The sequence below is a fragment of the Qipengyuania flava genome, from assembly GCF_019448255.1.
Lineage (GTDB): Bacteria > Pseudomonadota > Alphaproteobacteria > Sphingomonadales > Sphingomonadaceae > Qipengyuania > Qipengyuania flava_A.
Genome location: NZ_CP080410.1, coordinates 2,118,137 through 2,140,974, shown reverse-complemented (window position 1 = coordinate 2,140,974; position 22,838 = coordinate 2,118,137). Strand labels below are relative to the sequence as shown.

Genomic DNA, 22,838 nt, shown 5'->3' with positions numbered 1-22,838 from the left:
GCCTTTCGCGGCCGTCCAATCCGGCCCGCCCTAATCGAAACGGTTGCAATTCGCCACTGCGATCTTTGCGAGCCATTCTCACATTTTTGCAACAGGGAAGGCGGGCAGGGGAGCGCCCCCGTCGCTGTGGACGAACTCGGCGCGAAGGGATTGAACGAACTCGGCGAACTCTCCGCGCACGTCGAGCCACAGCTCGCGTTCGGCCTCTGCATCGGCGGGGAGCGTTGCGAGCAGCACTTCGAGCGCGGCGTCGACCATGCCCAGGTACCAGTGCGGCGGGATATGCATGGTGTCGTTGTGGTGGACGATCGCGCTGCCGTGATCGATCCGCGCCGCCGCCGGGTCCTCGACCCAGGTCAGCAGCAGGTAAAGGCACTCGGCCACCATGCGCCCCTCCAGCTTGGCGGTTTCGCCAAGGCCGTGGTGGACGAAGGATTCGCGCGCGCCGGGATGCTCGCGATAATAGGCCTCCAGAACCGGCTGGGTGATGTCGCCGCCGACCTCGGCCAGCCGCTCGAGGCTTTGCTGCGCAAGGGCGGAGCGATCGGTCGCCATGGCGGGGCTAGAACTTTTCCAGCCGGTCGAGGCCGTAGCGGGCGAAGGCCGGTGCGAGCCGCTCGAAATCCTCTAGCTCGCCGGTGGTGATGGCGCGGTCGGGGCCACTTCGCTCGAAGTCCTGCCCTTCGGTCAGCGAGGCGATGCGCCGGGCGATGCCCTCGGCTCCGTGGACGAAGCGCATGTCCGCGCCATAGGCTTCGCGCAGTTCGTCCTCGAGCAGCGGGAAGTGGGTGCAGGCAAGGACGATGGTATCCATTTCGCGCCCGTGTTCCTGCAGAACCAGGCCCTTCGCCGCCTCGGCCACGGCATCAATGCTCACACGCTCGCCGCGCAGCTTGGCTTCGGCGAGCGGGACGAGGTCGTTCGCGCCGTGGCGCAGCAGGCGCTTGCCCACGGCAAAGGCGTGTTCGAGGTCGTCGACGTATTTCTGGCGCATCGTCGCCTCGGTGCCGAGCAGGCCGAACACGCCGGTCTCGGTTAGCGCTGCAGCGGGCTTGATCGCCGGGACGGTGCCCACAATCGGGGTTTCCAGCACCTCGCGCACCATGCCGAGCGCAATCGTGCTCGCCGTGTTGCAGGCGATGCAGATCAGCCGCGGCTGGTAACGTTCGGCCATGCGGCCCAAGAGGCCGGCGACGCGCGCGGCGACCTCCGCCTCGCTCTTCGTGCCATAGGGCAGGCCCGCCATGTCGGCGGCGTAGATCACCGGCGCTTGCGGCAGCGCGGCGCGCACTTCGCCCAGCACTGTCAGTCCGCCGACACCGGAATCGAACAGCAGGATGGGGGAAGAAGAGTTCACGGCGGTCCTTTCGGTGCGACTCGACCTTGCCCGCAGGCCGGTCCATCTACTAGGCCGCTAAAACGCAAAAGCGAGCCTGCGACAAGGTTGCTGGCCCAACGCGAGGGGAACGCCGTGCCGACCGAACTGACCATTACCGTGCTCTACGCCGCATTGCTCGGCTACGCTTTCGGCTCGGTGCCCTTTGGCCTGCTGATTGCCAGGATCGGGGGCAAGGGCGACATCCGTTCCATCGGCAGCGGCAACATCGGCGCGACCAACGTGCTGCGCACCGGCAGCAAGGGGCTGGCCGCCGCCACCCTGCTGCTCGACCTCGCCAAGGGCCTCGTGCCCGTGCTGATCGCCAAGGAGCTGTTCTGGCAGGATGCCGGCTGGACCGCGCTGTTCGCCGTCATCGGGCACTGCTTCCCCGTCTGGCTCGGCTTCAAGGGCGGCAAGGGCGTCGCCACCAACGCGGGCGTCGCCTTCGGCCTCGCCTGGCCCATCGGGCTTGCCTACGCGGCGGTCTGGATCGCGATGCTGGCCATCACCCGCATTTCCTCGCTTGCGGGGATGAGCGCGGTCGTGGGCGCGGCCATTGCCGCCTATGCGCTGGGCGAACCGACCTGGTGGAAGGTCATGACCATCATCGCCGTGCTGGTGATCTGGCTGCACCGCGAAAACATCACGCGGCTGATGGCCGGAACCGAACCGAAGGTCGGCGGCTCGAAGGAGAGCTGAGCGGGTGCACGCTCCCGCTCCGCAGGTGCTTTCGCAGGACGAGGCTTTCGCGCGCATCCGCCTGCTGCGCTCGCCCAACATCGGGCCGGTCACCTACGCCATGCTGTTGCAGCGCTTCGGCACGGCGGCCGAGGCGCTCGAAGCGCTGCCCGATCTCGGCAAGCGAGGCGGGCGCAGCTACCGCGCCGTGGCGGCCGAGCGGATCGAGCGCGAGGTGGAAGCGGTGCGCAAGGCAGGGGCGAAATATCTCTTCCACGACCAGCCGGATTATCCCGCGCTGCTCGGCCAGATCGAAGGCGCGCCGCCGATCCTGACCTGGCGGGGCGACCTGTCGCTGGCGGCAAGGCCCTGCGTCGCCACGGTCGGCGCGCGCAATGCGAGTGCGGCGGCGGTGAAGCTGGCGCGCGACTTTGCCGTGGGGCTGGCAGAAGCGGGCTTCACCGTGGTCTCGGGCCTGGCGCGCGGGATCGACGGGGCGGCGCATGAAGGCGCCTTTCCGCAGACGATCGGCGTGATCGCGAGCGGTATCGACATCGCCTATCCACCCCAGCACGCAGAGCTGCAGGAGCGCATCGCCAGCGAAGGCCTTTTGCTGGCCGAACAGCCGCCGGGCACCGAACCGCGCGGCAGCCACTTTCCCAGCCGCAACCGGATCATCGCAGGCCTCGCCAGCGGGACGCTGGTGGTGGAAGCGGCGGTCAAGTCGGGCAGCCTCATCACCGCGCGGCTGGCGGGCGAGGCGGGGCGCGAGGTCATGGCTATCCCCGGCAGCCCGCTCGAGCCGCGCAGCCACGGTTGCAACCACCTGATCCGCGAAGGCGCGGTCCTGGTGCAATCGGTGGAGGACGTCGCCGAACTGCTGAGCGGCTTCGACGGCCTGCCGCGCTCGACCTTCCGCGAAACCGCCGAGGCCTTCGACTTCGAACCGGAGGAGTTGGCTGAGGCCGGGCCTGCCGATATCGCCGGCCTGCTCACCGCTGCGCCCGTCGCAGTGGACGAACTCATCCGCCAGTCTGGCGCCAGCGCAGGGGCCGTGCAAATGGCGCTCCTCGAACTGGACATCGCCGGCCGGCTGGAACGCCACGCCGGCGGCAGGGTGAGCCTCGCAAGCTAGAAAACCTCCAAAACTGACGCATTGATGCAATGCGCAGGCCCGCCACGCTTTATGGTTTGCGCCGTGAGAAGCGCCGATTCGCGCGCTTCTTTACCCCTCAGATCGTAAAGCGGGCCCCCCAACAGGCGCTCGCGGCGGGCCGCCTTCGTACCTCCTAATACGGGCGGCCCGCTCCTTTTTTGCCGCTTGACGTGCTTTGGGACCGGTCCCCATTTTCGCGCGTATACGCATACGCACACGTAAGGGACTGCAAACACCCCCATGCAACTGGTCATCGTCGAATCGCCTGCAAAGGCGAAAACCATCGAGAAATACCTCGGCAAGGACTTCAAGGTTCTCGCCAGCTACGGTCACGTCCGCGACCTGCCGCCCAAGGATGGCAGCGTGCGCCCGGACGAAGGCTTCGAAATGGATTGGGAGCTCTACCGGGACAAGCAGAAGCGCTTCAAGGAAATCGCCGATAACGCGAAGAAGGCCGACCGGCTCGTGCTCGCCACCGACCCCGACCGCGAGGGGGAGGCGATTTCGTGGCACGTTCGCGAGCTGCTGCAAAAGCGCAAGGCGCTGCCCGCCGAGGTCGACCGCGTGACCTTCAACGCGATCACCAAGCAGGCCGTCACCGATGCGATGAAGGCTCCGCGCGAGCTCGACCAGGATTTGATCGACGCCTACCTCGCCCGCCGCGCGCTGGATTATCTCTATGGCTTCACCCTGTCGCCGGTGCTGTGGCGCCGCCTGCCGGGCGCCAAGAGCGCAGGGCGTGTCCAGTCGGTCGCGCTGCGCCTGATCGTCGACCGCGAGATCGAGATCGAGCATTTCCGCGCCGACGAATACTGGTCGGTCATCGCCAAGCTGCAGCACGACGGCACCGGTTTCGATGCGCGGCTGGTAAAGTACGACGGGAAGAAGCTCGAGAAGCTCACTCTCGGCAACGAAGGCAGCGCCAAGGCCGCGCAGAAGGCGGTCGAGGATGCGCGCTTCACGGTCGAGGAGGTCGAGACCAAGCCCTTCAAGCGCAACCCCGCGCCGCCGTTCACCACCTCTACCCTGCAGCAGGAAGCCGCGCGCAAGCTGGGCTTTTCCGCCAGCCACACCATGCGGCTGGCGCAGTCGCTCTACGAAGCGGGCGCGATCACCTACATGCGTACCGACGGGGTGAGCATGGACGGCAGCGCGATTGCCGCCTGCCGCAAGGCCGTGGCGGACCGCTACGGCGGCCACGCGCTTCCCGACAGCCCGCGCATGTACAAGACGAAGGCGAAGAACGCGCAGGAAGCCCACGAGGCAATCCGCCCGACCGACTTCTCCCGCGACCGCGCCGGTTCGGGTGACGAGGGTAAGCTCTACGACCTCGTCTTCAAGCGCGCGATGGCCAGCCAGATGGCCGCCGCCAGCCTTGAACGCACGACGATCACCCTGCGCGATCCGACCGGCCAGCACGAGCTGCGCGCGACCGGCCAGGTGGTGAAATATCCGGGCTTCCTCGCCGTCTACCAGGAAGGCCGCGACGATCCGGAAGACGATGAAGAGGGCCTGCTGCCCACCATCTCCAAGGGTGACAGCCCGCTGAAGACCGGGGTCGAGGCGAACCAGCACTTCACCCAACCGCCGCCGCGTTTCTCCGAAGCGAGCCTGGTCAAGCGGCTGGAAGAGCTCGGCATCGGCCGCCCCTCGACCTACGCCAGCACCATCCAGACGCTGCGCGACCGCGCCTATGTGCGGATGGAAAAGAGCCGCTTCCACGCTGAGGAATCGGGCCGCCTGCTGACCGCCTTCCTCGAACGCTTCTTCCCGCAATACGTCGCCTTCGACTACACCGCCGGGCTCGAGGACGAGCTCGACGTGGTCTCCGATGGCAAGGAAAACTGGAAGAAGCTGCTCGAAGCCTTCTGGCGCGATTTCAAGCCCAAGACCGAAGAGGTCATGGACAAGAAGCCCTCCGAAGTGACCGAGGTGCTCGACGACTTCCTGGCCGATTATCTCTTCCCCGAACGGGCCGACGGCAAGAACCCGCGCCATTGCCCGCTGTGCGAAACCGAAGGGCGCGAGGGCGGCCGACTGGCGCTGCGCGGTGGCCGCTATGGCGCGTTCGTCGCCTGCGCGAATTATCCGGAGTGCAAGTACACCCGCCAGTTCGCCAAGCCAGGCGGGCAGGGCGATGACGGTGCCGATGACGGCGTCATGGGCGAGGATCCGGAAACCGGCCTCCCGGTGGAGCGCAAGAGCGGCCGTTTCGGCCCCTATGTCCAGCTGGGCGAGGGCAAGGACGCCAAGCGCGCGAGCATTCCCAAGGACCTCGACGATTTCGATCTCGAATGGGCGCTGAAGCTCCTCGGCCTGCCGCGCATCGTCGGCGCGCATCCGGAAACGGGCAAGGAAATCGAAGCGGCTATCGGACGTTACGGCCCGTACCTGCGCCACGATGGTAAATACGCCAAGCTGCAGAGCACGCGCGATGTGTTCGACACCGGCATGAACGCGGCGGTCTCGCTGCTGGCCGAAGCGGCCAACCGCAAGGGCGGGGGGCGCGGCAAGGCGGAGCCGATCAAGACGCTCGGCGCACACCCGACCAGCGGGGGCGAGATGAAGGTCATGCCGGGCCGCTACGGCCCCTATGTCACCGACGGCACGACCAACGCGACGATCCCCAAGGACGTGAAGCCCGAAGACGTGACCGAAGCGCAGGCGATCGAGCTGATCGATGCGCGCGTGGCTAAGGGCCCGGCCAAGAAGAAGACCGCGCGCAAGAAGGCTCCGGCCAAGAAGAAGGCAGCGGCAAAGAAGCCCGCAGCCAAGAAAAAAGCCGCGACCAAGAAGGCCGCGGCCAAGTAAGGCTTGGGGAAAGAGGGGGCGCCGCTACTCCGGCCGGCGCCCCTTCGTTTCTTACCAGGGCTCGGTGCCGCGGAGCGGATCGGTCATGTCGGGCAGGCCGTTCGGATAGAAGCTGCCGTTGTACCAGACGCCGCCCGGGAAGCGCTCTTCCAGCTCGCTGAAGATGTCGCCGGTGCCGCCGCTCACGGCAGCCATTTCGAAGGTGTTCAGTTCGGTCATTGCTAGTCCTCCTTGGTGTTGAGGACTTTGGAACTAGACCGCTCCGGAAACCGGCGGGATCGGGCAGGGGTGCTAGCCTGCCTGCACTAGACACCCGTCAGCGCTTCAGCTTCCCGTTGCCGCGCGCGGCGTGCGGTGGGCGTCACCGACCAGCCGTGTCGCGATCAGGTCGGCGATTTCGGTCGCCGCTCCTGTTCCGCCCGCGCGATTGGTCAGGACGGCAATGCCGAGCTGGCGACCCGGCGCGTAGCGGATATCGGCAAGGCCCCCGCCGCCGCTGTGGCCGAAGAAGGTGAGGTCGCCGAAGCGCTGGACGACCATGGCAAGGCCATAGCCTTCGCCCTCGACATCGCGGCCGAGGCGGTGGAGCCGCTCGGCATCGAGCGCGACGTGGCGCAGCGTTTCTTCGGTCAGGATACGGCCTTGCGACAGGCCCAGGAGCAGACCGGCTGCATCGGCCGGCGTCGTATCGATCCCGCCGGCGGCTGCGAAGATGGCGGGGTAGACGCCGGGGCGCTGGACGAGCTCGCCATCCTTGATCTCATAGGCCGCGGCCTGCTGGGCAAGCGGGGCGAAACCCGTGCTGGCCATGGCGGTTGGGCCCGTCACATGCTGCGCGACCAGGTCGGTCCAGGCCATGCCGGTGCGCTTTTCGAGGCTGCGCGTCAGCAGGGCATAGGCCCCCTGCTGGTAATGCCAGCCTTCGCCCGGCGCGAAGTCGAGCGGCTCGGAGCCGATCATGGCCAGCAGGTCCGCCGGGGTGAGCGCGAGCTGCTCTTCCTGCGAGAGCGCGTTGAAATCCTCGCGCGTGACTATCATCGGGATGCCGGAGGTGTGGTTGAGCACCCGCCAGATCGGGATGGCGTGCCAATGCGCGGGCAGGTCGGCGTCGAGCGAGCCGAGTGTCTCGTCGAGCGACAGCGTCCCTTCTTCCACCATCGACAGGACCGTCAGCGCGGTCAGCAGCTTGCTGGCCGAGGCGAGGCGGGCCGGGGTCTGTTCGGTGTAAGGCGCTCCGCCCGCCGAAGGATCGGTGCCGAACGCGCGGGACAGGACGATGTCGGGCCCCATGGTGAGCGTCACATGCGCTCCGGGGACGGCATGCTTGGCCAGGATCGCCTCCACCTCGCCAAGCAGTTCGGCACGGTCGAGATCGCCGGGGCCGCGTATTTCGGACGCTGTCTGGGTGGGTTCGCTGGCGGCAAGGGCGGGAGGTGCAAGGGCGAGGGCAAGGGCAGGGGCAAGAGCGGGCAGGATAAGGCTACGCATGACAGTCTCCGTATTGACTACACACGTAATCATAAGGCTGTGTGCGCGGTGCGAGACTTGCTCTGCGAACGGCACGGGCGGGTCGTCAAACGGCGTGGCGCTGCCACCTCTCGGGAGCCCGACGTGACAAAATCGGCGGTTTTTGAGATGATTGCACCCGACTCATGGGGAGGAGTGGAGCATGGTTGTCGAAGCCTGGCGCGACGGGATCGCGAATTACACCAACTTTCACGGGCGCGCCTCGCGGCCGCAGTTCTGGTACTGGGTCCTTGCCCAGTTCCTCATCTTCGTTGTGCTCGGCCTGCTCGACAATTTTGTCGTCAATCCGGCTCTGGGCATCGATACCACGGTTGACGATACGTCGCGGCCGCTGAGTTTTCTCTACGCGCTTGCCACCGTCATCCCCAGCATAGCGGTCGCCTTGCGGCGCCTGCGCGATGCGGGCTATTCGCCCTGGTTGCTGCTGATCGGGCTTATCCCGTTCGTGAACCTGGTGCTGCTCTATTTCTACGTCCAGCCAAGCAAAGAGGGAGACGCCGCATGAAGCTGCTCACACTTTACGCAGCCCTTCCGGCCCTGGCCCTCGCGGCTGCCTGCAGCCAGCCCGCCAGCGAGGACCCTCCTGCAGCCGAGGCCGAAACCGCCGAAGCCGCTCCGGCGGAGGCTCCGGAGGTCTCAGGCGAGTACGACGAGGCGACCGTCGCGGCCGCGCAGGCGTGCCACGACAAGGTCTGGTTCGAGGACGAGCGCTTCAAGGACCTGCCCAACGCCGCCGTCTCGATCGTCGAAGACAGCCTGTCGGACGACGATCCGGCTATCGGGTGGGAGGTCGAGTGGGACGATCCGGCCGTCAGCGTATCGGGTACGTGCTCGATCGACGGAGAAACGATGGTCGTCACCGACGCAAGCTGACGACCTTACGATATATCTTGACTGTATCGCCGATATAATACACTAGGCCATCCCGAATGGCTCGCCATCACGCGAGCCTGAACGGGAGATCGTCTGGTGAAGAGCTGGTTCTTGAACACGCAGGAAGAGCGTTTGCGCGCCGGGTGGCGCCTCCTGCTGATGGTGGCGCTTGTCGTGGCCCTCAACCTTGGCCTGCAATCGGGTCTCAAGTGGTGGAACGGCGGGATTCCCGATGCGAGCCGCTATGTGAACACCGCGCTCCTGATCGTGATGATGGCGGTTTCCATGACCGTTGCGGTGATCCTTGCGCGCCGCTTCCTCGACCGCCGCTCGCTCGTGTCCCTGGGCCTGGGCATCAACGCGAAGACCTTGCCGATCATTGTTGCCGGGTTCCTCATCAGCGGGATGATGGCGGGGATTTTCGTCGCCCTTGCCTGGTTGTTCGGCGTAGTGGAATTCCACGGGATCGCCTGGGGGCAGGGCGCTCCCGATTTCGCCTCCTGGCCGGCCTTTTCCGCCTCGCTCGACGCGATGAACTGGGGCACGCTTGGCCTGTTCTTCTTCATGACCGTTGTGGTGAGCTGGTGGGAAGAGCTCTTCTTTCGCGGCTATTTCCTGCGCAACCTTGCCGAGGGGACGAGCTTCCTGATCGCGGCCATCGTCTCGGGCGTGATTTTCGGCTTCATCCACATCACCAACCCCAACGCGACCATGCTGTCCTCGCTCATCATCGTCGCCTTCTCCTTCAAGGCGCTTTACGGCGTGATGGTGACCAACGCGATCTGGCTGTCCTTCGGGATGCACGTGGGCTGGAACTTCTTCCAGGGCGTGGTCCTCGATTACAACGCGAGCGGCAACGACATGGCCTCGATCATCCTCGTGAAACCCGTCGGGCCCGAATGGCTGAGCGGCGGCGATTTCGGGCCGGAGAACAGCGTGCTCGTCCTGCCTGCGCTCGCGGCGGCCTTCGTGGCGATCAAGCTGGTGGCGAAATGGCTTGGCGAGGATCGCGGGCACGATATCGGCGTGGATCCGGGACAGCCGCAGCAGGCGTCAGAGCGCTAGGTACCCCGCAATGAGGCTGGCGGCGAGCGCGGCCATGCTGGCGGCCAGTGCTGCGGCGGCCGGACGGGCGGCGCGCTTGCCGTAAACCAACGTCACGCCGAGCTTCACGCTCATGTTGGCAAGGATTGTCCCGGCTATGGCCAGTGCGGCCAACTCGGGGGAGATGGTACCCGGCTCCAACCCGCCTGCGGTGACGATGGCGGCATCAACGTCCATGCTGCCCATCAGCAGCAGGAGCACCGCGATCCCTTCCTCGCCAAAGCGCGTTTCGGCCCAGCGGGCGGCCACGGCGGCAACGGCCACGAAAGTGACGAAGGTGAGCGCAGGCAGCATCGCGATGGGGTTGCCCGGCGGTGCCGCCCCGGTGCCGCTGGGTGCCTTGCGGAAAAGCCACCAGGCGACACCGAACCCGACAAGCAGTGCAGGCGCGACGATGAGCACGAAATGAGGCAGCAGGCTGGTTGCAAGCACGGCGACGAGGATGATGACCCGCAGGTACATCACCGCGCTCGCCAGAGCGATGCCGGCGTTCTCGGCCCCGCCGCCCGCTCCGGCCCCGATCCGCTGGGCGAAGGAATGGGTGACCGCGGTCGAGCTGTAGGCCCCGCCGATCACCGCCGTGGCGATGGTCCCGCGCCGCGCGCCGAACATCCGGTTGGCGGCGTAGCCGATGAAGCTGAAGCCGGTGACGATGATCACCACCAGCCACAAGGTGCGCGGCTCCCACGCGTCGTAGGGGCCGTAGCGCCCCTCGGGCAGGAAGGGGAACACGGCGAGCGCGATCACGGCATAGCGCGCCAGCGCCTTGATATCGGCCTCGTCGAGCCGCCCGACGAAACGGTGGACCTCGGTGCGCAGCGCAAGGATGGCCGTGACCACAGCGCCGCCCGCGACCGCGACCGCCGCTTGCCCAAGACCGGCAAGGAAGCCCAGCGCCAGCGTCACCATGGCCGCCACGGCCGAAGTCGCATCGGGCTTTCCGCTATCGGTGATGGAGCGCGAATAGCCGATGGCCGCGATGGCGGTCGCCCCGGCCACGATGATCCCGGCCACCACCTCCTGCCCCGCCTGCGCCAGCAGCCCGGCAAGCCCCGCGACCAGCGCGAAAAGGGTGAAAGTGCGGATGCCGGCCACCCGCGTGCCGTCTTCGGCCTTGCGCAAGGTCCAGCCGCGCTCAAGCCCGATCATCAGCCCGATCGCCAGCGCTGCCCCCAGCTGTCCTGCCTGCGCCGTCCAGTCCATCAGCGCCGCTGTATCACTTCACCCAGTCGAGGCCCATTTCTTCGAACATCTCCTTGTCCTCGCTCCAGCGTTCGTCGGTTTTCACGTGGAGGAAGAGGTGGACCTTCTGGCCGAGCAGCTCGGTCAGTTCCTTGCGCGCGGCTTCGCCGATGGCCTTGATGCGGCTACCGCCCTTGCCGAGCACGATGGCACGCTGGTTGTCGCGCATGACCACGATCTGCTGGTGGATCTCGACGCTGCCGTCGGGGCGCTGGAGGTACTTCTCCGGGCGCACCGCGCTGTCGTAGGGCAGTTCCTCGTGAAGCTGCTTGTAGAGCTGTTCGCGGGTGATCTCGGTGGCGAGCAGGCGCTCGCTCGCGTCCGAAACCTGGTCTTCGGGGTACATCCACGGGCCTTCGGGCATGAGGGCGGCGAGCGCGTCCTTCATTTCCGCAACCCCGTCACCCGTCAGCGCGGAGACGAAGTAGACCTCGGCGAAATCGACCTTGCCGGTGAGCTCCTGCGCGAGGACCAGCAGCGGCTCCTTCTTGGCCACATCGACCTTGTTGAGGACGAGGATCTTGCGCTCGGGCCGCGTGGCGACCTGTTCGAGCAGCGGTTCGAGCTCGTGGCGGCGCTGCTTCACCGGATCGACCAGCAACAGCACGGCGTCGGCGGCTTCCGCGCCTTCCCAGGCCGCGCTCACCATTGCGCGGTCGAGGCGGCGCTTGGGCGCGAAGATGCCCGGCGTGTCGACGAGGATCATTTGCGTGTTCGCATCGGCGCTTTCGTGCAGCGCGATGCCCATCATCCGGGCGCGGGTGGTCTGCGCCTTGGCCGAGGTGATGGCGACCTTCTGGCCGACGAGCTGGTTGACCAGCGTGCTCTTGCCCGCATTGGGCGCGCCCAGCACGGCAACAACGCCGCAGCGCGTGGTGGTTTCGCTTTCGCTCACCCGTATTTCTCCATGAATTCGCGGGCCGCCTTTTTCTCGGCCTCCTGCTTGCTGCCGGCGGTGGCCTCCGCCTCGCCGACCTTGTGGACTTTCACCCGCACGGTGAAGCGCGCGGCGTGATCGGGGCCGCTGCGGCCCACCATTTCGTATTCGGGCGGACGGCGCTGGTTGCCCGCAGCCCATTCCTGCAGCGCGCTCTTGGGGTGCTTGGCCTTGCCTGCACCGCTTTCGAGCGCCGGACGCCACAGCAGCCGCACGAGATCGCGCGCCGCGTCGAAGCCGTTGTCGAGGAATTGCGCGCCCAGCAGCGCTTCCATCACATCGCCGAGGATATTGTCGCTGTCGCGCCCGCCGTCGCTGCTTGCCTGCTTGGAAATGCGGATATGCGGTGCAAGGCCGATCCCGCGCGCGATGGTGGCGCACATTTCACGGCTGACGATGGCGTTGAGGCGCTGGGCGAGCTTGCCCTCGTTCTCATCGCTCTGGGCGTAGAGCCAGTCGGCGATCGACAGGCCCAGTACGCGGTCGCCAAGGAATTCGAGGCGCTCGTAATCCTGCTTCTCGCCCATGCTGCCGTGGGTCAGCGCGGCGTACCAGCGCGCCTCGTCCTTCACCGTAAAGCCGGTCTCGGCGAGCCAGTCGCGCGCGTCCTGTTCGAGCGCGCTCATATGTCGCTCCCGATCCGGTTCCAGCGCGCGGCGCTGAACCAGGTCCAGGGCAGCAGCCATTCGGCGCTGCCGTCGGTCGACCACAGCACCCGGCTGGCGCGCCCGACGAGGAGGTCGGCATCGACCAGCCCCACGCCGCCGCCGCGCACGGCGGGGAAGCGGCTGTCGAGCGAATTGTCGCGGTTGTCGCCCATCATGAACAGCTGGCCTTCGGGCACGACGACCGCCTCGGTGTTGTCGGGATCGATGCGCACCGGGTCGCCCGAGGGATCGAGCAGGAAGCCGCCGTTGCCATCGTCCAGCAGGCGCGCGCCCACGGGGCCGAAGTCGATGGTCATGTAGCTCTTGCCCGAAGGCAGCGTTTCGCGGAACTGGCGGTAGCGGCAGATCGTGCCGTCCACCACGCGGCCGCCATCGCGGCGGCAGCCGGTGTTCTCGCTCATCGGGATATCGGCGAAGCCCGCCTCTTCCTTGGGCAGGGGCGTGCCGTTGAGGATGACCACGCCTTCGCGCACCGCCACCGTGTCGCCCGGCAGGCCGATCACGCGCTTGACGTAATCGGTCCCGGTCACAGGGTGCTTGAAAATGGCGACATCGCCGCGTTCGGGCAGGTCGGCGAACACGCGTCCCTCCCACAGGCCCGGCTCGCCCGGCAGCGAATATTGCGAGAAGCCGTAGGGCCACTTGGCCGCCACCAGATAGTCGCCGTTGCGCAGGTTGGGCAGCATCGATTCGCTGGGAATGGTGAAGGGCGAGAAGATGAAACTGCGGAAGATCAGCACCGCGATCACAAGTTTCGCGACGAACCACAGGAAACTGCCGAGCGTTTCCTCTTGCTTTTCGGGTCCCTTGTCGGATTTGTCCGCGACGGGGGCGGTCTCAGTAGTCATGAACGGCGCTCGCCAGACATTTGCGGGTTTGCAATCATGGCTCGGTTCCCTAGTCGCGCACCCGCACTCACGAAAGGATTTTTCACGCGATGACCACGCCTGCAACCATCTGGAGCCGCCTCGCCGACCTGCCGCGCCCGACGCTGGGCGAACTGTTCAGCACGGGCCGCGACGGGGGCGAGGGCGCGGACGAGCCGGGCGGTAGGGAGCGTGTGGACATGCTCTCGGGCCGGATCGAGCTGGGCGAGGGTGCGGAAGACGGCGGCATTCTGTTCGACTGGTCGAAAACGCATCTCGACCGCGCGGTGATCGCGGCGTTCGAAGAGCTGGCCGAGACGATGGATTTCGCCGGCATGCGCGCCAAGCTGTTCGGCGGCGAGGTGGTGAACCCTACCGAAGGCCGCGCCGCCGACCACGCCACGCTGCGCGGCACGGGCGATGAAGCCAAGGTGGAAGAGGCGATGGCGCTGATCGACCGCATGGGCATGCTGGTCGAAGCCATCCACCAGGGCGCGCTGGGCGAGGTCGAGCACCTGATCCACATCGGCATCGGCGGCAGCGCGCTGGGCCCGGCGCTGGGTGTCGACGCGCTGAGCCGCGACCTGTCCTATTGCGACGTCCATGTCGTCTCCAACATCGACGGTGTCGCGCTGGAACAGGCCTTTGCCGCATGCGATCCGGCCAAGACGCTGATCGCGGTCGCCTCCAAGACCTTCACCACCATCGAGACCATGACCAACGCCCAGAGCGCGCTCAAATGGCTTGCCGACAACGGCGTGGCGGACCCGGGCGGCCGGGTGATCGCGCTCACCGCCAATCCGGACGGTGCGGTTGAATGGGGCGTTGATGAAACGCGCATCCTGCCGTTCCAGGAAAGCGTCGGCGGGCGCTATTCGATCTGGTCCTCTATCGGCTTTCCCATCGCCATGGCGGTCGGCATGGATGATTTCCGCGCCATGCTTGCAGGCGCCAAGGCGGTGGACGCGCATTTCCGCGATACCGACGGCGCGGCAAACCTGGTGCTGCGCGCAAGCTTTGCCGACCTTTACTACACCCGCGTGCGCGGCTGCCAGACGCGCGCGGTCTTCGCCTATGACGAGCGCCTCGGCCTGTTTCCCGACTATCTCCAGCAGCTGGAGATGGAGAGCAACGGCAAGCGCGTGACCGCCGACATGCAGCCGGTCGACGGCCCGACCGCGCCGATCACCTGGGGCGGGGTGGGCACCGACGCGCAGCACGCGGTGTTCCAGCTGCTCCACCAGGGCACGCATCTGATCCCGGTCGACTTCATCGCCAGCGTCGCGCCGGGCGACGATCTCGACCCCGCGCACCACCGCATCCTGCTGATGAACTGCTTTGCCCAAGGCGCCGCGCTGATGGCGGGCAAGGCGGGCGAGGACCCCGCGCGCAACTACCCCGGCGACCGCCCCTCGGCGACGATCCTGTGCGACGACCTCGACGCGGCAGCGCTGGGCGCCCTCATCGCCTTCCACGAACACCGCGTGTTCGCCAGCGCCGTGCTGATGGGCATCAACCCTTTCGACCAGTTCGGCGTGGAACTCGGCAAGCAGATGGCGAAAGCGATCGAAAAGGGCGGCGAGGAATTCGATGCGAGCACGGAAGCGCTGGTGAAGGCGGCTGGGCTTGGCTAGCATGTGATTAGAAAAGAGTTGGGGGGGTAGTTTGGACCAAAATAAAGATTCGAATCCGGAAGAAGTCGAAGGCAAAATCAAGTTGATTGAGGTTGCTTGGGCGAAAACCAAGTCACTCGATAAGGCTGCTGCCTTTTTGGCGATTTTGGCTGGCACTCTTTCCCTTGTTTCATCGTTCTCGGGGTCCGGAGTTGAGGAAATCTTGTCGGACTTCTTTCGAGGGTTGACGAATCTATTCTCTTCCCCAGCGAATGCGTCAACGGGAGCCATTGGGGTCAGCCAGCCGCAGAATCCAGACTGGTATAAGCCGGTACTTATGGGCGGAGTATACCTTACCCTTTTTGGCTGCCTTTACTTTGCCATCTTCTCAGGAAAGTCCAAGGCAGAGACAGAAAAGGCATGGGACCTGATCAAGTTTATCGCTGGGTTTTTTATCGGCACGCTTGCAGGCTAGTAACGCATATCTCAGCTCAAACCAGCACGAAATACATCACTGCCAGGGCGCCCATCACTGCCACGCCCGTGAGGCTCAGCGCCTTCATTGCGGCGCTGGGCCGCGCATCCTCTGGCATCTCGCAGCGGGTCACCACGAGGTAGTTGAGGAGCGCCAGCAGCGGGGCGACGACGAAGGTGGCGCTCGTCACGAAGTCGAGGAAGGTGGTGAACTCGCGCATCAGGGTGAAGAGGACCACCATCGCCAGCGCGGCCAGCACCAGCGTGGCACCCGCGTATTGCGTGCGCGTGCCGCTTTCCTGGTCTGCCCCGCGCAGCACCTGGATCGCGGCGGGGACGGTGCGGGCATAGGCGTCGATCGCGGCGATCACCGTGGTCAGCATTACCGAGAGCGCGGCAATGGCGGCAAGCGCGGCGGCACTCGGCCCCAGCGCCTCGCGGTAGAGGTTCACCAGCTGCCCTGCGAAGCCCGGCGCGTCGGACAGCGGGGCGATATCCTGCGCGTGCATAACCCCGGCGCCCATGATGCAGAAGCACAGGGCCATCACCGTGGTCATGACATAGGGCCACAGGAAGCTGCTGCGCGCCTCGCCCAGCGTCGGGTGGGCCCCCTCGGGCAGGGTGCGGTCGGCCTCGACCTTCCACAGCGAGAGCGCGACCGAGACATCGACCGGATTGGGCATGAAGCCGGCGAGGGCAACGATGAACAGCAGCGCGGCGGTTTCCTGCGTCCAGGCGAAATCGGTCAGCGTACCCCACTCGACCCGCGGCAGGACCAGTACGGTGGTAATGACCGTCGCGATCACGAGGAAGGCGAGCAGCACCCCGTTGACCTTGTCGAGCAGGCGGTATCCGCCCACAAGCAGCAGGATCGAGGCGAGCGCGATCACCAGCGAGGCCATCATGGGCATGGGCAGCAGCGGGCCTACGATTGCCGCGAAGATCCCCGCCGTCGCCGCGCCCAGCGCCGCATAAACGATCGGTACCAGCGGGAGGACCGCGATGAGGAAGAGGAGCACGGCCCACACGCCCAGCTCGCGGTAGCCCGACAGGAGCGAGCGCCCGCGCACATGGGCGTAATCCACCCCGAAGCGATAGGCGGGGTATTTGAGCAGCGTCGCCAGCACGATCACGCCCATCAGCGCCGCACCGAACATGGCGCCCGCCCGCGTCGACTGGACGAGGTGCGATGTGCCGATGGCGGCGCCGGTGAAGATCAGGCCCGGACCCGCCAGGCGGCGCAGGATATCGCGTGTCATCGGTCGTTCCCCCAAACTTCCGTCGGCGGCGAAGATGCGCCCGAAATTGCCGGTCGCGCAAGCGAAATGATCGTTCGCATCTGCGAAACAAATTGACTTCTGGCCCCCGCAGGCCCATCTGCACGCCCATCGAAGCGCGCTAGCCAGCGTGAAGCGGCGATGACGATACATCCATCGCCCCGGCCGCGCCTCGGTCCATTTTTTCCAGACTTCCCTTTTCACGCGGGTGGTTACAACCTCCGCGACCGCGCCCGGATTCCGCCTTGGAACCGAGAGCGCGCCGCATGTTTTATGCGAGTGATCATGACTCAGTTTACAGACCTCGGGCTGTCGCAGCCCGTCCTCCAGGCCCTCGACCTCAAGGGCTACACCGAACCCACGCCGATCCAGGCGCAGGCGATCCCGCCCGTGCTCGAAGGGCGCGACCTCATGGGCATCGCGCAGACCGGCACCGGCAAGACCGCCGCCTTCATGCTGCCGAGCATCGACCGGCTGCGCGAGGCGGACAAGCAGACGCCGTTCAAGTCCTGCCGCATGCTTGTGCTTGCGCCGACGCGCGAACTGGCCGGCCAGATCGCCCAGAGCGCCAAGGATTACGGCGCGCTCGCGGGCCTCAAGGTGCATTCGATCGTCGGCGGTACGAGCGTAAACAAGGACCGCAACAAGCTGCACCGCGGCACCGACATCCTCGTCGCGACGCCGGGCCGCCTGCTCGACCTTATCGACCAGAAGGCCTTCAAGCTCGACGGCGTGGAAATCCTCGTCCTCGACGAAGCGGACCAGATGCTCGACCTCGGCTTCATCCATGCGCTCAAGCGCATCAGCCAGCTGGTGCCCAAGGAACGCCAGACACTGTTCTTCAGCGCCACCATGCCGCGCTCGATCAAGGACCTCGCCGCGCAATACTGCCAGTCGCCGGTGCATGTCTCGGTGACGCCCGAGAGCACGACGGCCGAGCGGATCGACCAGTATCTCTTCATGGTCCAGCAGGACGAGAAGCAGACGCTGCTCGAACTGATCCTGTCCGAACGCCACGACACGCCCGGCGATTTCGAGCGCGTGCTGGTCTTCGCGCGCACCAAGCATGGCTGCGACCGGATCGTGAAAAAGCTGGCGCAGAAGGGCATTCCGGCCAACGCCATCCACGGCAACAAGTCGCAGCCCCAGCGTGAGCGGGCGCTGGGCGAATTCCGCTCGGCCCGCACGCCGATCCTCGTGGCGACCGACGTGGCCGCGCGCGGGATCGACATTCCGGGCGTCAGCCACGTGATCAATTACGAGCTGCCTAACGTGCCCGAGCAATACGTCCATCGCATCGGCCGGACCGCGCGCGCCGGCAAGGACGGCATCGCCATCGCCTTCTGTGCAGAGGACGAGCGCGATTACCTCAAGGACATCCGCAAGAAGACCGACGCCGAATTTGAGCGCCTGCCGCTACCGGACAACTTCCGCGCGGTGGTCGAAGGTGTCGGCCCGACGAAGCGCGAACAGAAGCCGCGTCTTGCCAAGCCCAAGGTTCGTCCCGCAGGCGGTGCAGCCAAGAAGCCGAAGCCCAAGAACAAGCACCAGAGCCGCGCCGGCGCGCCCAAGCGCGACGGTGCCGGCGGCGGCGGCAAGCCCGGCGGCGGCCGGCCCGGAGGCAATCGCAACCGCAACCGACGCCGTTCCGGGCGATAAGCCCTCCGCCGAAATGGCGTAAATTTCCAAACCTTTACCGCGCACAATGGCTAGTCTCTCCTGCCAAAGGGGAGGGGCGATTGGCCAGGGGCAATTACGGCTTTCGTCGTGCGCGTGCACTTGGCGCGATGGGCGCTGCCTGCGCGCTCGCGGGATGCACGGTCGTGAACGTCGATGGCCCGGCGACCGTTACCCGCACTTATCCCGGTGTCTTGCGTATCCTCCCGGCGGAGGATGCGTCCACGGTCGCCTACACCGCGCGCGGTTTCGGGCTCGTCCCGGGACGCAACGGCGCGACGCTGGGCTTCGCGCGCGAAACCGTCGTGGCTGTTTCGGATCCGGAAGAATGCCGGCTGATCCTGATCGAACCCGATGAAGAGGAAGCGGGCAGGATCGCCGAGTTGCTCGGCCAGGCCGTCGAGGACGGACAGATTTGCAGGGGAGGGTGAGATGAAGAGGAACGCAGCAGGATTGGTGCTGGCCGCGCTGGCGGTGACCGGGTGCAGCTCGGTCGATCAGGTGCCGCTGGTCTACGTGTCGACCGCGAAGGTCGGGGTGAATGTGGAGAGCGGCTCTGCCGAAACGCCGGGCGCCAGCATCCTGATCGGTGTCGACCTGACGGACGCGGCTTATGTGCCGGTCGCGGTTGCGCGAAAGTGCGATGACCAAACCGGCAACGCCCTCAGCAGATGCGTTGATAGCGTGGTACAGATAGCCAAGATATTCGGCACCTCCAATGATGTAACGGAAAACGATCGTGAGAAGTATCTCGGCATCGCAACCGAAGCGCGCGTGTTGGAAGAGCAAATTTCGCAAGCGGATACGGCCTACAGAACCGCGCTGAGCGACGAGGAATCGAGGCAAAAGGAGTTGACTGAGGCGAAGGCTGCAAAGAGCTTCATCGAGAGCTTCGCGTATGACGAGGCGAGCGACGACTTCAGTAAGCTGCCCCCGGACGCCCAGGAAAAGTATCGGACGGAAAAGGCGCGGGCTGACAGTCTTGCTGGCTTGGAGACCGCCGTAGAGCGCTCGCGCCAGGAATCCGGAAGGCGACTTCAGGCTTTGAACGAGAGGCGTCAGAGTCTTTTGGAATTGGCGAAGAAGCTTGAGGAAAGCGTGCCGCTTCAGAACAGCACCGCTCTGCGCCAAAATGATGCGCTTTCCGTTTTTGGGACCTTCTCTGGAGATATCAACGGATCGGCTGGGCAGGACAGCGGTGCGAACGTACGGCTTGGGAAAAGCTTCAGCACTGGTGTAGCCGCCCAGAACCTTGCTCGTGGCGTAGCCGACTCGTCCGTGGAACTGGCGAAGAACCGCTCGAACTGCCTAAGCTCGGTGGCGACTGCGTTCGAGAGCCTCAAGCCAGAAGAGCGGACAACGGCAACACTCGAAAAGCTATTGGCTCGATGCTGAAGCGGCACTCTTGTCCTATGGGGGGATGCCGCTTCAGGGCGAAAGTTTCTGGCTAGCTTGTAATCTTTGGCGCGCTCCTTACGAACACCCCCGCGCTATCCGAGGAGCTGCCCGCATGTCCGAGACTTACGACTACGACCTTTTCACCATTGGCGCCGGATCGGGCGGCGTGCGCGCCAGCCGCGTGTCCTCGGCCCACGGGGCGAAGGTCGCGATTGCGGAAGAGCACCGCGTGGGCGGCACCTGCGTCATCCGCGGCTGCGTGCCGAAGAAGATGCTCGTCTACGGCGCGCATTTCGCCGAGGATTTGGAAGACTGCAAACGCTTCGGCTGGGAGGTCGAGGGCAAGAGCTTCAACTGGCAGACCCTGCGCGACAACGTGCTGGCGGATGTCGACCGGCTCGAGGGCGCCTACACCGACACGCTCGAAAACCACAAGGTGACCGTGTTCAAGGAACGCGCCGAGATCACCGGCCCGCACGAGATCACGCTGGCGAGCGGCAAGGTCGTGACGGCCAAGCACATCCTGATTGCCACCGGCGCGCGCCCGCAGGTGCCGACCTGCAAGGGCGCCGAACACGCGATCACCTCGAACGAGGCGTTCCATCTCGAAAAGCTGCCCAAGAAGATCATCATCGCGGGCGGCGGCTATATCGCCAACGAATTCGCCGGCATCTTCAACGAGTTCGGCTGCAAGGTCTGCGTGGTCAATCGCGGCGACCAGCTGCTGCGCTCCTATGACGAGGCGCTGCGCGAACGGCTGCTGTTGATCTCCTTGAAAAAGGGCATCGAGTTCAAGTTCAACACGGTGTTCGAATACATCGAGAAGACCGAGGACGGCCGCTTCAAGGTGAAGCTGTCCGATTGCGACGAGGAGATCGTCGACCAGGTGATGTTCGCCACCGGCCGCAAGCCCAACACCGAAGGCCTGGGGCTGGAGAACGCGGGCGTCGAGCTGGGTGAGAAGGGCGAGATCAAGGTCGACCGCTTCTCCAAGACCAATGTCGACCACATCTACGCCGTGGGCGATGTGACCGACCGCGTGCAGCTGACCCCGGTCGCGATCCGCGAAGGCCAGGCCTTTGCCGACACCGTCTTTGGCGGGCACGAGCCGATTGCGGTCGATCACTCCTGCATCCCGAGCGCGGTCTTCAGTCACCCGCCGATTGCGGCGGTCGGCATGACCGAGGGCGAAGCCAAGAACAAGCTCGGCAGCGTGAAGGTCTACCTGTCCGATTTCCGCCCGATGAAGAACGTACTCGCCGGACGCGACGAACGCAGCCTGTTCAAGATGGTCTGCGACAGCGACACGGGCCGCATAGTCGGCATCCACATGATCGCGCCCGAAGCGGCCGAGATGATGCAGGCCGCCGCCATCGCGGTGAAGGCCGGCCTCACTAAAGAGGATTTCGACGCGACGACGGCAATCCACCCGACCATGGCGGAAGAGCTGGTGCTGATGCGCTGACGCGCGGCTCCTAGACCCTCTCGAGAGGGTGATGGGGCAGGGGCGGCGGCTCGACCGCGATCGCATCGCCGGGGCGGATAACCCCGCCCGTGCGGGCAATGGCCATGATCCCGCATTTGCGGATGATCGTACCATCGGGCCGCTTGTCGAGGACAGCAGCAAGCAAACCCTTCTGGAAAGCTTCGATCTGCGCGCAGGGGTTGCGCAGGCCCGTGACTTCCAGCTCCGCGCCCGATCCGAAACGCAAGGTAGTGCCGCGCGCGAGGCCGAGCAGGTCGATCCCGCGCGTCGTGATGTTCTCGCCCAGATCCGCTGGGCGGACCGAGAAGCCCTTGCCAGCAAGCTCGTCAAACAGCTCGGCGTGGATGAGATGCACCTGCCGCAGGTTCGGCTGAGTCGGATCGACCCTGGCTCGCGAGCGATGCTGGACGCGGTCCCCCAAGTGGGCATCGCCGCGCACGCCGAGACCGGCGACGATCTCGATCCGCTCCCGGGCCTGCTTGGAGAAATTGTGCGCGCCATCGGAGGCGACCGCGAGCACCTGCGCGCCCATCACGCGCGCTCCAACCGGCGGGGCGAGAGCATGGCGGCTTCGACCCCTACAGCCCGCAATTCGTCCGGCCACTCGCTTCTCGTCGCCAGCGCCTGCGCCGCCAACGCCATCGCGGGCGAGGTCTGCAAGCCGAAGCCGCCTTGGCCCGCCAGCCAGAAGAAGCCCGGCGCCTCCGTGTCGAACCCGCACACCGGCAGCCTATCGGGCGCAAAGCTCCTGAGGCCCGCCCATTTGCTCGCAAGGCGCGGGATGTTGAGGGTGGTGACTTCCTCCACACGCCAGGCGGCGAGGGCGACGTCCTCCTCCTCGGGCTGGGCGTCGCAAGGCTCGCTCGGGTGTTCGTCCATCGGGCAGGCGAGCAGGCGGCCGCTGCCTTCGGGCTCGATGTAGAAGCCCGGGCCCACCGTCTTGGTGAAGGGCCATGCGGAGACGTCTTCGTTCACGTCGAAGGTGATCACCGTGCGCCGCAAGGGACGGATGCCGATGGGCGCGACGCCTACGAGCCTCGCCACCTCGTCCACCCACGCCCCCGCAGCATTCACCACTACCCGCGCGGCGAAGCTTTCCCCCCGAGTGTCGACGATCCAGCGGCTGCCGTCGTGATGCAGGGCCGTCACCGGCGCCTTGACGGCAATCCGTCCGCCACCTGCGACCAGCGCCTTGCGATGCGTCTCGAGCAGCGCATGCGCGTCGAGCTTGCGCCCAGCCGGATCGAGCAGCGCCCCGGCAATCGCATCCCCGCGCAGGACTGGCACAAGCTCGCGGGCCTCGTCCACCGACAGTCGCCGCACATCGCCCGACCACTCGCGATAGTTTGCCTCCAGCCCGTCGAGCGTCTCATCCTGCCCCTTGAGCGCCAGGAACAGCGCCGGATGTGGACGCGCGCCCGGCTCTTCCAGCAGCGGTATGCTCGCCGCCGTCAGCGCGCGGACCAGCCAGCTGTCCATGTCGAAATGCGCAAAAGCAGCGCTGCGGCCCGAGGAATGGACGCCTGGCGCCGCTTCCGCCTCGCACACCACGGTCTCGCCATGCCGCGCCAGCCGCGCCGCTGCCGAGAGGCCGGCAATCCCGGCACCCACCACGAGGAAATCGACCGCCTTCACTTGCGACTCCGTTGCTCGCCTGCCGCAACCGGCCTAGT

The 22,838-nt window shown here is 66.0% G+C and carries 23 protein-coding genes; 12 read left to right on the top strand and 11 right to left on the bottom strand.

All coding sequences use genetic code 11. From position 1 onward, the window contains the following. Positions 1–78 precede the first annotated feature (78 nt). Complete coding sequence (locus KUV82_RS10590) at positions 79–555, bottom strand: hypothetical protein (protein ID WP_219954240.1); 477 nt, start codon at positions 553–555, stop codon at positions 79–81. Between the two features lie 7 nt (positions 556–562). Next, the gene (gene murI / locus KUV82_RS10585; RefSeq protein ID WP_219954239.1) at positions 563–1,357 is read right to left on the bottom strand and encodes a glutamate racemase; all 795 of its coding nucleotides are present in this window, start codon (positions 1,355–1,357) and stop codon (positions 563–565) included. 132 nt (positions 1,358–1,489) lie between these two features. Between murI and plsY the strand changes: the two genes are divergently transcribed. The 3 genes from plsY (at position 1,490) to topA (ending at position 6,023) form a co-directional block, all read left to right on the top strand. Then, a complete protein-coding gene (plsY, locus tag KUV82_RS10580) occupies positions 1,490–2,077 on the top strand; it encodes a glycerol-3-phosphate 1-O-acyltransferase PlsY (protein ID WP_219956296.1) in 588 nt (195 codons plus the stop codon). Between the two features lie 4 nt (positions 2,078–2,081). Continuing rightward, complete coding sequence (dprA, locus tag KUV82_RS10575) at positions 2,082–3,191, top strand: DNA-processing protein DprA (protein ID WP_219954238.1); 1,110 nt, start codon at positions 2,082–2,084, stop codon at positions 3,189–3,191. A gap of 261 nt (positions 3,192–3,452) precedes the next feature. Beyond that, positions 3,453–6,023: a type I DNA topoisomerase gene (gene topA, locus KUV82_RS10570; RefSeq protein ID WP_219954237.1), complete on the top strand. Its 2,571-nt coding sequence runs from the start codon at positions 3,453–3,455 to the stop codon at positions 6,021–6,023. Between the two features lie 51 nt (positions 6,024–6,074). Here topA and KUV82_RS10565 read toward each other — a convergent pair whose 3' ends face one another. Continuing rightward, a complete protein-coding gene (locus KUV82_RS10565; protein ID WP_219954236.1) occupies positions 6,075–6,242 on the bottom strand; it encodes a hypothetical protein in 168 nt (55 codons plus the stop codon). A 105-nt stretch (positions 6,243–6,347) separates the two neighbouring features. Beyond that, positions 6,348–7,511, bottom strand: a complete 1,164-nt coding sequence (locus KUV82_RS10560) for a serine hydrolase domain-containing protein (protein WP_219954235.1) — start codon at positions 7,509–7,511, stop codon at positions 6,348–6,350. 181 nt (positions 7,512–7,692) lie between these two features. On the opposite strand from KUV82_RS10560, the gene KUV82_RS10555 reads away from it, so the two are divergent. From KUV82_RS10555 to KUV82_RS10545, 3 genes are all read left to right on the top strand, one after another. Then, a complete protein-coding gene (locus KUV82_RS10555) occupies positions 7,693–8,055 on the top strand; it encodes a DUF805 domain-containing protein (protein ID WP_219954234.1) in 363 nt (120 codons plus the stop codon). Further along, complete coding sequence (locus tag KUV82_RS10550; RefSeq protein WP_219954233.1) at positions 8,052–8,423, top strand: hypothetical protein; 372 nt, start codon at positions 8,052–8,054, stop codon at positions 8,421–8,423. Before KUV82_RS10555 ends, KUV82_RS10550 begins: the two co-directional genes overlap by 4 nt. Positions 8,424–8,519: 96 nt before the next feature. Next, on the top strand, positions 8,520–9,488 hold the full coding sequence (locus KUV82_RS10545) for a CPBP family intramembrane glutamic endopeptidase (protein WP_219954232.1): 969 nt from the start codon (positions 8,520–8,522) through the stop codon (positions 9,486–9,488). On the opposite strand, the gene KUV82_RS10540 is transcribed toward KUV82_RS10545, so the two are convergent. From KUV82_RS10540 to lepB, 4 genes are read right to left on the bottom strand one after another with little or no spacing between them, the layout of a single operon-like run. Then, the gene (locus KUV82_RS10540) at positions 9,477–10,730 is read right to left on the bottom strand and encodes an MgtC/SapB family protein (RefSeq protein WP_219954231.1); all 1,254 of its coding nucleotides are present in this window, start codon (positions 10,728–10,730) and stop codon (positions 9,477–9,479) included. The two genes, KUV82_RS10545 and KUV82_RS10540, sit on opposite strands and share 12 nt — an antisense overlap. A gap of 13 nt (positions 10,731–10,743) precedes the next feature. After that, positions 10,744–11,664 (bottom strand): GTPase Era, encoded by a 921-nt coding sequence (era, locus tag KUV82_RS10535; RefSeq protein WP_219954230.1) that lies wholly within the window; start codon positions 11,662–11,664, stop codon positions 10,744–10,746. Then, a complete protein-coding gene (gene rnc / locus KUV82_RS10530) occupies positions 11,661–12,332 on the bottom strand; it encodes a ribonuclease III (RefSeq protein WP_219954229.1) in 672 nt (223 codons plus the stop codon). The genes era and rnc overlap by 4 nt, the downstream gene beginning before the upstream one ends. Further along, complete coding sequence (gene lepB, locus KUV82_RS10525) at positions 12,329–13,222, bottom strand: signal peptidase I (RefSeq protein ID WP_219954228.1); 894 nt, start codon at positions 13,220–13,222, stop codon at positions 12,329–12,331. The genes rnc and lepB overlap by 4 nt, the downstream gene beginning before the upstream one ends. Positions 13,223–13,311: 89 nt before the next feature. On the opposite strand from lepB, the gene pgi reads away from it, so the two are divergent. Next, complete coding sequence (gene pgi, locus KUV82_RS10520; RefSeq protein WP_219954227.1) at positions 13,312–14,874, top strand: glucose-6-phosphate isomerase; 1,563 nt, start codon at positions 13,312–13,314, stop codon at positions 14,872–14,874. Between the two features lie 31 nt (positions 14,875–14,905). Continuing rightward, on the top strand, positions 14,906–15,328 hold the full coding sequence (locus KUV82_RS10515; RefSeq protein WP_219954226.1) for a hypothetical protein: 423 nt from the start codon (positions 14,906–14,908) through the stop codon (positions 15,326–15,328). 16 nt (positions 15,329–15,344) lie between these two features. On the opposite strand, the gene KUV82_RS10510 is transcribed toward KUV82_RS10515, so the two are convergent. Beyond that, a complete protein-coding gene (locus KUV82_RS10510; protein WP_219954225.1) occupies positions 15,345–16,586 on the bottom strand; it encodes an NRAMP family divalent metal transporter in 1,242 nt (413 codons plus the stop codon). Positions 16,587–16,889: 303 nt separating this feature from the next. Here KUV82_RS10510 and KUV82_RS10505 point away from each other — a divergent pair, with 303 nt between their 5' ends. The 4 genes from KUV82_RS10505 (at position 16,890) to gorA (ending at position 21,144) form a co-directional block, all read left to right on the top strand. Further along, complete coding sequence (locus KUV82_RS10505; protein ID WP_219954224.1) at positions 16,890–18,263, top strand: DEAD/DEAH box helicase; 1,374 nt, start codon at positions 16,890–16,892, stop codon at positions 18,261–18,263. 80 nt (positions 18,264–18,343) lie between these two features. Beyond that, entirely contained in the window at positions 18,344–18,712 is a 369-nt protein-coding gene (locus KUV82_RS10500) for a hypothetical protein (protein WP_219954223.1), read from the top strand. A 1-nt stretch (position 18,713) separates the two neighbouring features. Next, positions 18,714–19,676 (top strand): hypothetical protein, encoded by a 963-nt coding sequence (locus KUV82_RS10495; protein WP_219954222.1) that lies wholly within the window; start codon positions 18,714–18,716, stop codon positions 19,674–19,676. A gap of 115 nt (positions 19,677–19,791) precedes the next feature. Further along, positions 19,792–21,144, top strand: coding sequence for a glutathione-disulfide reductase (gene gorA / locus KUV82_RS10490; RefSeq protein ID WP_219954221.1), 1,353 nt, complete (start codon positions 19,792–19,794; stop codon positions 21,142–21,144). A 10-nt stretch (positions 21,145–21,154) separates the two neighbouring features. Here the strand turns inward: gorA and KUV82_RS10485 are convergent, their stop codons facing one another. Both KUV82_RS10485 and KUV82_RS10480 read right to left on the bottom strand, forming a co-directional pair. Beyond that, positions 21,155–21,697, bottom strand: coding sequence for an MOSC domain-containing protein (locus tag KUV82_RS10485; RefSeq protein WP_219956295.1), 543 nt, complete (start codon positions 21,695–21,697; stop codon positions 21,155–21,157). Further along, positions 21,697–22,800: an NAD(P)/FAD-dependent oxidoreductase gene (locus tag KUV82_RS10480; protein WP_219954220.1), complete on the bottom strand. Its 1,104-nt coding sequence runs from the start codon at positions 22,798–22,800 to the stop codon at positions 21,697–21,699. Before KUV82_RS10480 ends, KUV82_RS10485 begins: the two co-directional genes overlap by 1 nt. Positions 22,801–22,838 lie beyond the last annotated feature (38 nt).